The sequence below is a fragment of the Polaribacter sp. HaHaR_3_91 genome, assembly GCF_019278525.1.
Classification (GTDB): domain Bacteria; phylum Bacteroidota; class Bacteroidia; order Flavobacteriales; family Flavobacteriaceae; genus Polaribacter.
This window is the reverse complement of record NZ_CP058986.1, coordinates 4,069,805-4,084,160: the sequence shown is the minus strand read 5'-3', so window position 1 is coordinate 4,084,160 and position 14,356 is coordinate 4,069,805. Positions and strand designations below refer to the sequence as shown.

Sequence of the window (14,356 nt, the reverse complement as noted above, 5' to 3'; positions counted from 1 at the left end):
TGTTAATAGGTGAAACCAAGTGCATCTAAACCATTTTGTACATCGTTATTTTTCATAAATAAGTGCCATAATAAACCTGTTCTGTAATTTTCTATCATTACAGGAATAGGACCTTGATCTATTGCAAGATATTTTTCTATGTACCAATTATTTTCAAGACTAAAAGCATCATAAGGCCCGTATTTACCAACAAGATTATCGTGATTCATATAAATGTTCCTTAAAACATTCATGCTTTCTTTTGGTGTGTATGGAAATGATGATAATGCAGCAGTTGGTGAAATTACACCTAGATCATCACCTGGTCTATGTCCATGATAACCATCTATGGAATAGCTAGAAGTTAAACCCCAAAGATCCTCTCCGTACCCTTTAAAATTTAGTGGATTATCGACTGCATATTTGTAATGAATTTTAGCTTGATTTTGTGTTAGTGTCCAGTAATTTGCATACTGATCTGATAAGTTTCTAGGATCTAAACCTAAGTAGGAGTAATGTGCCCAAAATAAAGGTCCTACCAAATCTGTGTCATTATAAAAATAGTTTAAAACGATGTTTTCATCATAATACGTTTTATTAGAAACAATAGCACCATTTTTTGCCCATCCTTGTTCATAAACAGATTTTTTAATTGGGTGTGTTGGTGATGCTGCAGCAAGCACATACATAATTAAACATTCGTTATAACCTTTAACAGGTAGGTTCATGTCCCAACCATATGCTGGCGACCAATGCCAGTATAAAACATCTTCTCCGTTTTTGGTGTACCAGTCCCATTCTACAGTTCTGTATAGATTATCTATTTTAGAAACCAATTCTTTTTCCTGTACAGTATTGCCATCAAAATATTCAGAAACGGTTAATAGGCCTTGGATTAAAAAAGCTGTTTCAACTAAATCTCCGCCATTATCTTTTTCGCTAAAAGGTTGTACTTTTCCTGTTTCACCGTTAATCCAATGTGGCCAAGCACCATGAAAACGATCTGCTTTATCTAAAAAATCTACTATTTTTTGAAACCGTAGAAGTGCTGCTTCTCTCGATATAAATCCTCTTTCAATTCCTACTAAAATAGCCATCAACCCAAAGCCACTTCCTCCTGTAGTTACGGTAGTTTTAGGCGATTCAAGATACACATTATCCATATGTATTCTTTCGAGTGCTAAACCTGAATTAGGTTCTGCTCCTTCCCAAAAATAATTTATGGTTTGCTCTTGAATACAATCTAAAAGTGCATCATCAGAAATTAAGGTATCCTCTACAACGATATCTGTAGTAGTTTCTTCTTTTTGCTTATTACAACCAAATAGAGCCAGTGATAGTATACTTATTAATAGAAAATTACGCATATATAACATGTTCTTAAATGATAGGTTAAATTTCAGCTATACTTAAATGTTAAGCATAGCTGAAATTTTAGATTACTCCCATCCTGGATTTTGTGTCATTCCTGGAGTTTGTATTAATTGATTGTAAGGAATTGGAAACAATTCGTGTTTACCAACAACAAATGTTTTACCATCTGCAGCCATTGCTTCTTTTGCTTGACCTGTTCTAACAATATCAAACCAACGATCGTGTTCCATCGCTAATTCTAAGTGTCTTTCTTTCCAGATTTGTGCTACTGTTGGATTGCTAATGGTAGGTAATTTTACTCTGCTTCTTACTAAATTAAGAGGTGTTGCAGCGTCTTGACCAATATATGTTGCAGCTTCCGCTTTTATCAATAGAATTTCTGCATAACGAAGTATTCGTATGTTTTTATCTCCATCGTCTGATCCTGTAGAGGCACTAGAATATGCTTTTTCATTATACCTAGGGTTCTCAACTTCAAAAACTTCACGACCATCCCATAGTGTTTCACCTTCAAAAATAATAGAAGCATTCATTCTAATTAGGTCACCTTCTGCTTCGAACGCTTTTACAAGAGTTTCAGATGGGTTATTATATCCCCATCCCCAACCGTCAGCACCTCTGGCACCTTGAGTTTGTGAGTATTGTTGCACACCATGAGATATAGATTCTCCTCTACCTTGTACCTCAAAAATAGATTCGATACTATTTTCTGTGGAAGCTCTCCATAATTCTTCATAATTTGGATGTAAACCATATTCTCCAGAATTAATAACATTTTCTGCCATGTCATATGCTTTTTGCCACTCTTTTTCATAAAGGTAAACTTTAGATAAAAGTGCTTGCGCAGCTCCTTTAGACGCGCGACCTAAGTCTTCTGAAGCATACTTACTCTTAAGAGGTAGTTTTTCTATAGCGTCTAATAAATCTGCTTCTATATAAGCGTATACATCTGCTACAGGTTGTCTTTCAACTAAATCTACATCTTGTAATGGTACAGCTCCAAAAGATCTTACTAACCAAAAATAATTTAAAGCTCTTAAAAACTTCGCTTCACCTACTAATCTGTTTTTTAAGTTTTCATCTGTTAGGCCATAATTTTCTGTATAATCTATAGCAATAGATGCTCTGTTTATAGATTTATACCAATTTTGCCACATAGAAAGAATTGAACCTGCACTACTTGTAAAGGTTAAGGCATCTAATACGTCTTTATCCGCACCAGTATCGGTAGAAGAACTACCTTTATCTGAATTGTCAGATATAATTTCTGTGATTCCAAGATAAGAAAAAGCATAATCCCATTCGGTTAACATACCGTAGGCACCATTTACCATTTCTTTAGGTGTTACTGTTTCAGTATCGTCTTGCTCTAAACGATCTTTACTATCAACATCTAAATAATCTTCACTACAAGAAACAGTAGTGAAAAGCAGTCCTATAGCAAATAGAATCTGTATATTTTTAATATTATTTTTCATGATAATTATTTTTTAAAATTTTATAAATCGATGTTTACACCAAATAAGAAGGTTTTAGTGTTTGGGTATGCAGAAAGTTCTATTCCTGCTGCTCCACTTGCTCCTGCTGAACCAGATGAACCAACTATTTCTGGAGTAAAACCAGAATACTTAGTAAACATAAATGGGTTTTTAGCAGTTGCATAAACTCTAATTCTAGAAACTTGATTCATTAGCACTGGTAAAGTATAACCAATGGTAATATTGTTGATTCTTAAATAATCTCCATCTTCTAAATAATAACTTGATGCATAAGAGTCTTTATCCGCACCTGGGTTTACATTGGTAGATCCTTCGCCTGTCCATCTATTTGCAAAAGTATCATACGCTATGTTTTCACCTCCGTCTATGCTAGTTCCTTTTAAACCGTTATAAATTTTATTTCCTCCAGCTCCAAAAGCATCAACGGCCAAGTCAAAACTTTTATAATTTAAACCTACATTAAATCCGAAGTTATAAGTAGGGATGTAAGAACCGAAGAATTTTTTATCATTATCATCAATAACACCATCGTTATTTTGATCTTTATAACGTAAATGTCCTGGAGATGGAGTACCGTAATGTGCATTGTTATTTATTTCATCTTGGTTTTGCCAAACACCATCTGCTTCGTACATCCACCAAGCATAAATAGGTTGCCCTTCTTGTAATTTTTTTGTGATTTGACCGTTCGATAAACTACCTCCGGTTTGACCATCATATGCTGATTTTACATTCTCAACGTTATTTTTATTATCAGAAAAGACAAAACCTAGGTTGTATGATAAGTCTTCGGTGATATTATCTCTCCAATTAAATTCTATTTCAAAACCTTTGTTTAGTACTTCTGCACCATGATCATAATAATTGGTTCCTTCACCAGAAGTGTAAACAGGAGTTACGTTTAAAATAGCATTTTCCGTGTTTCTGTTGTAGTAGTTAAAACTACCAGATAACCTTGAGCTATACGCCTGAAAATCTAAACCAACGTTTGTTTCTTTAGTGATTTCCCAAGAAATAGGGTAGATAGAAGCACCTAAAGCTGCACCGTACACTAAATCTTGATTTGCCCCAAATACGTAATTTACATTACTACTTCCGGTAGCGGTTGAATAAGTTGACACATTAAAAGGAACATCTGAATTTCCTAATTTACCCCAACCTACTCTCATTTTTAAGAAATTTAAATTTTCTATATCACTTAAAAATGATTCTTTAGTTAATACCCAACCTGCACTAAAAGAAGGGAAGTTTCCAAAATATTCTGTATTGTTATCATTATTGAATGTGCTTATACCATCTCTACGAATATTTGCTTGAAGAAAGTATTTTTCATTGAAATTATATTGCAACCTTCCATAATACGATAATTGATTTGTAGGCGTAGATGAACTTTGTTGTGAAGTTTGTTCATAATCTTCAGAAGCAAAGTTGATGTTCCAGTATTGTTCTTTTTGTGGCACATCATAAGCAAGTTGATAGGTATTAAACGTATTATTTTTACTTCCTTTTGTAAGACCTGCTACAACATTAATGCTGTGATTGCCTATTATTTTGTCGAAAGTTAAATAATTATCCCAGTTGTATCTATAGCTTTCAGATCTGCTAAAAGATAAGTTGTTATCTGCATATGCTGTAGTTGTTGGGTTTGCTTCTTTCAATGCATTAAAATCAGCCTCATTTTGCCCTGTATTTGTTGTTAAGTATTGAGACTTGATATCATTAAAAGATCTTGATTTGTAGTACGATTTAGTACCTCCAAAACGAGAGTTGGCTTTTAAAGAACTTGTTATCTTAACCTCTAAATCAAAAGACCCTTGTAAATCTGTAGTTTCGTCTTTTTGATTGTTATAATATACGGTTGCCAAAGGGTTACCTATAGAGTTTAAACGGCTGTTACCTTGGTAACCAACAACTCCTGTATTCGTATTCCAGTTAGATTGACCAAAAGCGCCATTATCATAGTACGCTGGTACTAGTGGAGACTGTCTGTATGCTTCATTAAAGGCATTAAAAGGTTTTGGAGTTCCTTTTGAAATTGCAGCACTAAAGCTTTGTGTTAATTTTACTGTGTTTTCAAAAAGATTAAAGGTATTGTTAGATCTTAACGTATTTCTGGTTAAGTTTTGATCTTTTAAAAGTCCATCCTCATTGTAATTATTTAAGCTAAAGAAATAATTTGTATGTTCATTAGCTCCTGAAATAGAAACATTATTACTATTAGATAATCTAACGTCTGTTAACTCATCATACCAATCTGTATTATATGCTTGGTTTGATGATAATAAATCTGTAGATCCTAAAGATGTACGAACCTCATTAAAGTAAGTAATGTACTCTGAAGCATCTGCCATTTTTACGGGGTTAAGCGTACTTGTTGCTCCGTAGTAAGAACTTAATGAAACTTTGGCTTTTCCATTCTTCCCTTTTTTGGTTGTAATAAATATAACACCGTTTGCAGCATCCATACCATAAATAGCAGCTGAGGCAGCATCTTTCATAACATCCATTGTTTCAATATCAGAAGGGTTTATGTTACTGATACCGCTAACTTGTATACCATCTACAATATAAAGAGGTGTTGTACCAGATGCAGCAGTACCTAATCCTCTTATCATTACTACAGGGTCACTACCAGGTGCATTGGTGTTAATAATATTTACACCAGACAATTTTCCTTGTATAGATTGTGTTGCGTTTGCCGCTGGTTGTTTTAATAGGTCGTCTGATTTAATACTAGAAACAGCACCTGTAAGATCTGATCTTTTTTGGGTACCATAACCAATAACTACAATCTCATCTAGAGATTCTACGTCATCTTCCAATGAAATATCAATAACATTCTCATTATTTACAGTTACCGTAATTTTTTTAAAGCCAATGTAGCTAAATGTTAATTGTTCTCCTTTATTAACGGTAAGAGTGTACTTTCCATCAAAATCGGTTGAGACTCCGTTGCTTGTTCCTGCTACAGCAACGCTTACTCCTGGTAAAGGAGTACCTCCATTTTTACTTGTTACAATACCATTTATTTCCATTTCTTGTGCAAAAGCACCTAATGAAAAAAATAGTATTAATAATAGACTAATCTTTGTTTTCATATTAGTGTTATTAATTATTAAATATTCAGTTTATTCGGTAGACTAAATTATAAACTATTATTAAATAAACTAAAAAGAGCTTTACATTTTAAATACGTCACCAAATGAACCAAATGTTAAAAATCATTAACAAATCGGGGTTGACGTACTTTGTTGCCCTAAATAAAACGTTGTAGTTGAAGGTGATTTTAATAAATGACGTATATATGACGTAGTTATTAATTGTGTATTAGGTAAAAAAACAAGTTCATTATTTGATATTTAACAAATAATCAGTGATAGAAATGTCATTTTCTAAATTTAACTTCTTTTTTAACCTATATCTATGCGTTTCTACACCCCTATGAGAGATATTCATTAAAGGTGCAATTTCTTTTGAAGAAAGATTCATTTTGATGTAAGCACATATCTTTAAATCCTTTGGAGTAAGCTTTGGATGTTTGGTTTTTAAGGTTTCGAAAAACTCATCATGAACTTGACTGAAATTATTTTCAAAAACGGCCCATTCATCTTTAAGTACAATAGAATTATCTAATTTTTTTAACAATTTTTTAAAGTTGTACTGACTATTAAATCCTTCTTTATGCCCCATCAATTCTTTTTTAATTTCCTCAAGGATTTCATTTTTCTTCACTAAAGCCATCGCATTATTAGCTAACTGTTTACTTTTAAGCTTAATTTCTTTTTGCAAAGATTCATTTTTAAACTCCACAATTTGTTTTTCGTTTTCTAACGTCTTTTCGCGTAGTAATTTTTCTTGCTCTTTCTGATACTTGATTTTTATAAGACGCTGTTCTTTTGCTATTTTTTTATTTTGCAAAACATATAACAGTGCAATAATTAACAGTGCAATAATTGCGTATAGCAAGAATCCAAAAGTATCTCTATACCAGGGTGGTAATACATCTATATGTAAACTTTGAACAGCTGATACATTTCCAGAATTCCCTTTTGCTCTAAAGGAAATTGTATATTCTCCGTCTTTAAGGTTAGAGAACTCTATTTTATCGTTTTCTGCTTTGTACCATAAATTACCTGTGTTAGATATTTTGTATTCAAAATAATGATTTACAGATTTTGAAGATGACAGCGCTACCGTAATATTTTCATTAAAATTAAAACGGACTTCATTGTTCTTAATCTTAGATAGGTTAATAGGAATTCCATCTACAGATATAACTTCTATTTTTGGCTTTTGTAAACTATAATTAGAGGCTGTGGTGTTATTAATCATCATAAAACCATTGTCTAAATTTAAAGCATAAGCAGAATCATTTATTTTAGACACATTTTCGTAACCTATAATATACCTGTTTTTTAATTGATCATCACTTAAAATAAGTAGTTCGTCATCATTAGAAAAGGATTTAAAATTAATAAAGCCATGATTGTTTTTTAGAGCAAAAAGATTCGTGTCATCTTCAGATATAATGTAACTATGCTTTCCTAACTTATTATTAAGTAGTTTATAAGGAATAATAGAATCTAAAATAGGTTCATACTTCTGCCAACCTTCACTTGTTTTAAAACTAATATTGTTCTTAATATTATAAACCCTTATATTGTAATTAGAGCTAATACCTTTTTTTTCATAATTTTCTACACTACGTATGGTTTCATAATCTTCATCAAACTGAATCTTATAAACGCCTTTGGTTTCATGTGCAACCCAAGCTGTGTAATCATTTTCAAATACTAAAAAGCGAGAAGGTATTAGGGCTTTGTCAAATTGTTTTACAGTCCACTCTCCATTTTTCTTTTCAAATTTTACCAATCCAGAATAGGTACCTTGAATATAGGTGTCATTTCTTTCAGGAACTTTCTTTATCGTCCATCCCCCAGTAAAATTAGAGATCTTTTTAAAAGTATTCGTATCTACTAAAAAAGTTCCTTCATTATGACCACAAAAAAGTTCATCACCTATAATTGTTAAATCCCAAACCTGACCTTGCGAACCTTCTATAAACACTAATTGATCATTAGCATTAAGCTTAAAAAGCCCAGTATTGGTACCGATATAAATAACATCTTTGTATTCAATAATATCATAAACAGCACCCAGTTTCCCAGAAACATCATTAAAGAAATAGTTACTACTACTTAGTTCTATATGAGCAATTCCATTGTCTAACCCCAACCAAAGGTTGTCTGAATCATCAAGCGCTTGTCCTAAAACAGTATTGTTTAATAAACCATTCTCTTTACTGATATGAAATTTTAAGTTTCCTAAATGATCTGTTAAGAAAACGCCGTCTTTTATAGTTCCAAAAACCATTTCTCCGTTTCTTAAAATAGAAAAATCATTAAGTTGATGTAGTTTAATTGCTGCATTTATCTCAAAACCGGTAGGAACAAGCTTTCCTTTCTTTAGAAAAAAGCTTCCTTTTAGAGAGGTCATCAACAGAAGTTTATCTTCATATTTGTTGATAGATATAATCTTAGTATCTAAAAGCAGGTCATTAGAATAGAAAGGTGCTAGTTTGTTGTTTTTAAGTAAAAAAACACCTCCATTTAAAGTACTTACATATAAATCATCGTCAATAACACTAAGCGAAATAAGTATTGAATCGGATTTTAGTTGTACAATACTCTTATAATCATATATATAAATATTTAAGAAAGAACGAAAAATTATTTTGTCTTTATACTTTACAATACTCCATATTTCTTCATTAGGAGAAATTTTGTTAAGAATAGTATCACTTAATGATTGGTATTTAAGGATTCCGAAATGATCTCTTTCCCAAAAACCAAATTCTTCGAACGAGCCTGTGTAAATGATATCATTTACAGCTAAAACTGATCGAACGGTTGTTTTATTAGGTAATTGATATAATTTCCAAACTAGCGCATTATATTCTAATAAGCCACTATTATTAGCAACATATACTTTGCCGTTTTTAGATCTTGTAATATCCCAATTTTGGTTACCAGCTTTGTATTCTGCTAGCGTATAGTTTTTTAGACTAGGAGAAAATTGAGCATTTACGGCTGTTATAGATAAATAAAAGAAAAGTATGCTTAAAATTTTTAAATGTTTTGCCATTACGATTCGTTAACTGATTTGATGTTTTTTTAAGACGTATTAAAAGTACTGTTTTTAATCTTTTTGATACTCTAAAATATCTGCAGGTTGGCAATCTAATGCTTTGCAAATTGCCTCTAAAGTAGAAAAACGGATTGCTTTTGCTTTTCCTGATTTTAAAACAGATAAATTGGCTGTTGTAATACCAATAGTTTCTGCCAATTCCTTGCTTCGCATTTTACGTTTGGCAAGCATTACGTCTAAGTTTACGATGATTGCCATATTATATTGTTAAATCGTTTTCTTGTTTTTGATTCTTTGCAACTTTAAATATTTCACTTAAAACTAAAAAAAACAAGCCCAAGCATATAATTACTAAATGCTGATTTAACCCGAATTCTAAGGTTACTTTTTGTTGAAAATACACTTTACTAATCATAGAAATTGTGAGTGAAATAATTCCTGAAATAAATAATAGATTTCCTGATTTTTTGAAGGATGAAATAACGGTTTCTTCAAATATTTTTACTCTTACAAAGTGGTTTAGTACTTTCTTGAAGAAATACAAAGCAGCAACAATTAATAAATAATTTAGTGCAGAAACAACAAGAAGTGTTTTTGAGAATAGTGTATCGGTATTAAGACCTATTGAGTTTATTTTTATGTTTAAATCACCTAGGTCTATAAAGAAAATAGCAACAGAAAAACCGATAATTACCAAGACTATTGGCATGGAGAATATCCAAAGTAAATCTACAATGGCTTTTAAAATATTAATTTTTCGCATAGATTATATAGTTAAATCGTTTTCTTGTTTTAAAACTCGTGCGTTTTCAAATATTTTGCTAAATAGCAAAAAGAACAACCCAATAATGATAGAAATAACACTTTTTAAATCGATTGTAGCCGCCAGTATATTTGATAAAGTAATTAAAAAGTTGGTTTTCATTTGTATCATGTTTTCCGCTAAATTTTGAAAGTATAAAATAGCAAACAACTGAATTATAATAGTAGAAACTCCAATGAATATAAAAAGGTTCCCAGCTTTTTTAAAGTTTGTAGTTACATCTTCATTATAAAAATCTGAGTTTAAAAATGATGAAATACACTTTCTTAAATAAAAAATTGCTACTATTAAAAGCACAAAATTTACTACTGAAGATAAAGGAGCAATATACATTTTCCAAGAAAACATTGAGCTAAATAACATCGAAAAACCTCCTAAAGGTGCGGGTAATAATTCTGGAAATAAAAATAAAAAAAGATAAAACACAAAACCAATACTAAATACTGTAATTAGAGTGTAAAATAAAATGTTGATAAGGGTTCTTAAAATTTGAATTGTTTTCATAGCTTTATATAATTTGACAATGCAAATATATAAAAATTATCGAAAAACAATAATAAAATACTAAAAAAAGGTAATTTTACACTTTTTTGATGACACTTGTTACAATTCCCCAAATCATAAAATCATTCTCTTCTGTGATTTTTATAATAGGATAATTAGGGTTTTCCGGTTGCAACCAAACTTCGTTTCTTTCTACACGTAAACGCTTTACAGTAAAATCGCCATCTAAAAAACAAACAGCAATTTTATTATTGGTAGGTTCTAAACTTCTATCAATAACTAGCAAATCGTTATCATCTAAACCTGCATCAATCATAGACTGTCCTTTTACTTTTGCAAAAAAAGTAGCGTCTTTGTTGTGGATTAATTCATCATCTAAAGAAATTCTAGTTTCTCTAAAATCATCTGCAGGAGAAGGAAAACCAGCAGAAATACCAACATCTACCAAAACAGCTCCGTTTCCAGAAGAAGCTTTAGGTGTAAAAAAAGTAAGGTTTTTAGTTCCGTTCATAATGTTTGCAAATTATAACTTTTCTTTAAATGTTCGAGATATTATTTTGCAATTAAAATACGATCTTACAATTATTGCAAATACGTCTTGTTTTTTCGAAAAATGGGAATAACATATAGAATATATTTTTCCTTTTAAGAGGTGCAATTAATATTTGAGTAGCGTTACAATTCGGACAAAAAAGGTCATTTCCATTTTCATCCTTTTGATAAACTCTAATCTCATTGTAAATAGTTGCAGCTTTTTCAAAATCATCTTTATTAACCAACAATTTTACACCCCCAATTGCATTACTCACTAAAGGATCGGTATCTATGGTTTTCTCATCCATTAATAAGGTTTTGAAACCTTCGGAATCTAATTTAGACTTTGTTATATGCGCTTCTGTAGAATATTCAAAAACGGCTAAAATTTTGTAATTATCATTCATGAAAATATTATTTATTATCAATTTAAAGGTTAAAACCTTATAATTATGAGATTTCTCCTCGTTCGGAATGATAAACTGAATTTAAAAAGAATTTTATTCTTTTATTAAAAATTATGGAGTTTTAATTCATAGTGTTTATTTAACAATCAAAATATCGTTAATATTTGTGGTAAACCTAGCGGATAATCGCTCTTGACGCATTTTCCAAGTGCGGTTTAAATCTTGATTTCCTAATTTAATTTTGTCTGCCTTAAATTTACGATTTAATTTGTCTATTGCAGACATTAACGGTTTGTGTTTTGGATTTTCGCTTGAAAATAAATCCAATTGAAAATTATCATTAGGTACTAAACCCGTAACAATTACACCTGCTCTTTTGTATTTAACACCAGTTTTAAAAATAGTTTTTACAGCTTCTACTGCTGCGTTGGCAATGGTTAACGTCGAATCTGTAGGAGAGGAGAAAACAACTGTAGTACTTTCTCTATGTTGTTGAAATTCTTTTTTATGCCGATCGCTAGAAAGTTGCACAATAAGCATGTGGCAACTAGATTTCTGATTCCTTAATTTCTCTGCACAACTAGCTGCAAAGGTAGAGATGCGCTCTTTTATATTGTCAATATCAGAATAAGTGTATTCAAAACTACGTGTTGTAGCAATCATTTTTTTTGATGAAACTTCTTCTAACGGAATTTTAGAAATGCCTTGTAGGTCTTTTTGCAAACGCCATGCTACAATAGAAAATTCTTTTAAAACCCAATCGCTAGAAAGTTGTGTAAAATCGTATGCCGTAATACAACCTTTTGCTTCCAATCTTTTTTTTAAACGACTTCCGATTCCCCAAACATTGCCAATTTTTGTCCATTTTAAGGCTTTGATTCTCTTTTCATCAGAATCTATAATACAAACTCCTTTCGATTGTTTAATGTTAGAACGCGCAATTTTATTGGCAACTTTAGTCAATGCTTTGGTTGGCGCAATTCCAACGCAAGTTGGTATACCTGTCCATTTTAAAATACGACTTCTCATTTTTGTAGCGTATTCTTGTAGGTCATAATTTTCAAATCCTTTTAATTGTAAAAAAGATTCATCAATAGAATAGACTTCAACATCCGGAGAAAAATCTGCTAAAATATTCATTACTCTAGCACTCATATCTCCATATAATGGATAATTAGAAGACAAAACAGTAATATTATTTGTTTTACAAAAGGCATCCCATTTAAAAATAGGCGCACCAAAAGGCAGTTGTAATTTCTTAGCTTCATCGCTCATAGAAATGACACAACCATCGTTGTTGCTTAAAATAGCAACGGGTTTTCCTTGCAAGTTCGGGTTAAAAACCCGCTCGCAAGAAGCGTAAAAATTATTACAATCTACTAGTGCAAACATGCTATAAAAGTACCTAAAAATAGTAGGCAAAATAGCGTTGTTAATATCTTAATCTGTTAAAAAATAAAATTACACTTTGTCATGCTGAACTAGTTTCAGCACCTTATTATTATAATTGAGAGAATCTGAAATAAATTCAGATTGACAAAATTTTATTTTAAAATCAAGTTCTTATAAGAACTTTTCATTTTTTTTATTACAATCTCTATTTCTTCTAAAGCTAAATGGCCAAAACCAAAACGAATGGCACAGGTATTTTTATCTTGATACAGAATGGTTTTTGGTAAAAATAAATCGTTTTTTTCGGCTTCTTCAGCTAGTTTTACTAATGATATTTGGTTTTGAAACTGAATCCAAATAGCCAATCCACCAGAAGGTATTTTCCATTTTGCGATTTCAAAAAAATGTTGCGTTAAAAGTTGGGATAAACAATCGCGTCTTTGTTTATATATGACGACGTTTTTTTTCATCAAACGAGAAATTTCACCTTCATAAATCAATTCAGATAACATTTGTTGCTGTATTAAATCGCCTTGTTCGTCGAGCAATTGTAGGTAATTTTTAGCTTCAGAAATTAAGTTTTCTGGTGCGATTACAAATCCTGTTTGAAAACTAGGAAATAAAGATTGCCCTAATTTTCCGAGATAAATAACCATTCCGTCTCCGTCGGCGCTTGCCATTGGTAACATAGCAGAACCTGTAAACTGAAAATCGTAGTCGTAATCATCTTCAATAATTGCAAAACCAAATTCTTTTGCCAATTGTAACAAAGCCAAACGACGTTCTGCACTTAAAGTTACTGTTGTTGGGTAATCTCTATGCGCACAGATATAAATACATCGAATACTTTTTTTTATAAAATGTTTTCTAATATAATCTACATCCAGTCCATCTGCATCTACTGGAATTGTTTTTATGGTTGCACCTGCTTGCTGAAAAATCATATTAGCAGCATAGTTACTCAAATTTCCTACTAAAACTACATCGTTTTGTTTTATCAATAGTTGAGAAACAATGTACAAACTCATTTCTGTACTGCGCGTACTTATTAAATTGTTTGGGTTTATATGAAAACCTCTTGTTGCGTTTAAGTAATTGCAAAGTTGAGTTTCAAATAAAGAATGGAGAGATTGATTAGAGCTATTCCATTTTTTTATTATTGTTTTACGTTTCATCGCAGCGCTGTACCACCTAGAAAATTCATGAACAGGATGCAAACGTAAATCTGGTTTTCCGTCATTTATAGTGTATTGTACTTTTGATAATTGAACTGTAGATGCTAAATGAAATGATTTTTGAAACGGAAATCCAGTTGTTTTAGCTGTTTTATATGCTTCATTTATTTTTTGAGAAGACGCTTTTATTTTTACTGTTTTTAATGATGGTTCGATAACAAATGTACCCTTATTAGGGATGATTTCTACCCAATCTTGTGAAGCCAATTCTTCGTAAATTGCAACTGCGGTATTTCTGTGGATTTTTAAAGTCTGACTTAAAACACGGGTTCCGGGTAAAAGAGTGCCTTTTGAGATATATCCACGTTGTATTGCATTTATAATTTGTTGAGCAACTTGTACGTACACAGGTTGAGGTATGGATTTATCAAAATTGATTAATTGTTCAAATAAAGTATTAACCGGACTATCTTTCATTTTAAAACTGGACTATTTTAATCGTCCGGAAAGTTACGAGTTTTG

11 protein-coding genes are annotated in these 14,356 nt (G+C 31.4%); all 11 read right to left on the bottom strand.

Features of this window, described 5'->3' with window-relative positions:
* Positions 1-2: 2 nt before the first annotated feature.
* The 11 genes from H0I27_RS17050 to H0I27_RS17000 all read right to left on the bottom strand — a co-directional run bounded on the left by H0I27_RS17050 (position 3) and on the right by H0I27_RS17000 (position 14,311).
* On the bottom strand, positions 3-1,346 hold the full coding sequence (locus H0I27_RS17050; RefSeq protein WP_218731826.1) for a glucoamylase family protein: 1,344 nt from the start codon (positions 1,344-1,346) through the stop codon (positions 3-5).
* A 72-nt stretch (positions 1,347-1,418) separates the two neighbouring features.
* Entirely contained in the window at positions 1,419-2,831 is a 1,413-nt protein-coding gene (locus tag H0I27_RS17045; RefSeq protein ID WP_218731825.1) for a RagB/SusD family nutrient uptake outer membrane protein, read from the bottom strand.
* A gap of 20 nt (positions 2,832-2,851) precedes the next feature.
* On the bottom strand, positions 2,852-5,950 hold the full coding sequence (locus H0I27_RS17040; protein ID WP_218731824.1) for a TonB-dependent receptor: 3,099 nt from the start codon (positions 5,948-5,950) through the stop codon (positions 2,852-2,854).
* Between the two features lie 250 nt (positions 5,951-6,200).
* Positions 6,201-8,996 (bottom strand): LuxR C-terminal-related transcriptional regulator, encoded by a 2,796-nt coding sequence (locus H0I27_RS17035; RefSeq protein WP_218731823.1) that lies wholly within the window; start codon positions 8,994-8,996, stop codon positions 6,201-6,203.
* A gap of 54 nt (positions 8,997-9,050) precedes the next feature.
* On the bottom strand, positions 9,051-9,257 hold the full coding sequence (locus tag H0I27_RS17030; protein WP_218731822.1) for a helix-turn-helix transcriptional regulator: 207 nt from the start codon (positions 9,255-9,257) through the stop codon (positions 9,051-9,053).
* A 1-nt stretch (position 9,258) separates the two neighbouring features.
* The gene (locus tag H0I27_RS17025) at positions 9,259-9,762 is read right to left on the bottom strand and encodes a DUF2975 domain-containing protein (RefSeq protein WP_218731821.1); all 504 of its coding nucleotides are present in this window, start codon (positions 9,760-9,762) and stop codon (positions 9,259-9,261) included.
* Positions 9,763-9,765: 3 nt separating this feature from the next.
* On the bottom strand, positions 9,766-10,326 hold the full coding sequence (locus H0I27_RS17020) for a DUF2975 domain-containing protein (RefSeq protein WP_218731820.1): 561 nt from the start codon (positions 10,324-10,326) through the stop codon (positions 9,766-9,768).
* 76 nt (positions 10,327-10,402) lie between these two features.
* A complete protein-coding gene (locus tag H0I27_RS17015) occupies positions 10,403-10,837 on the bottom strand; it encodes a LexA family transcriptional regulator (RefSeq protein ID WP_218731819.1) in 435 nt (144 codons plus the stop codon).
* Between the two features lie 52 nt (positions 10,838-10,889).
* Positions 10,890-11,267 (bottom strand): DUF2007 domain-containing protein, encoded by a 378-nt coding sequence (locus tag H0I27_RS17010; protein WP_218731818.1) that lies wholly within the window; start codon positions 11,265-11,267, stop codon positions 10,890-10,892.
* A gap of 135 nt (positions 11,268-11,402) precedes the next feature.
* Positions 11,403-12,659: a Y-family DNA polymerase gene (locus H0I27_RS17005; protein ID WP_218731817.1), complete on the bottom strand. Its 1,257-nt coding sequence runs from the start codon at positions 12,657-12,659 to the stop codon at positions 11,403-11,405.
* A gap of 152 nt (positions 12,660-12,811) precedes the next feature.
* On the bottom strand, positions 12,812-14,311 hold the full coding sequence (locus H0I27_RS17000) for a PLP-dependent aminotransferase family protein (RefSeq protein ID WP_218731816.1): 1,500 nt from the start codon (positions 14,309-14,311) through the stop codon (positions 12,812-12,814).
* Positions 14,312-14,356: the final 45 nt, after the last annotated feature.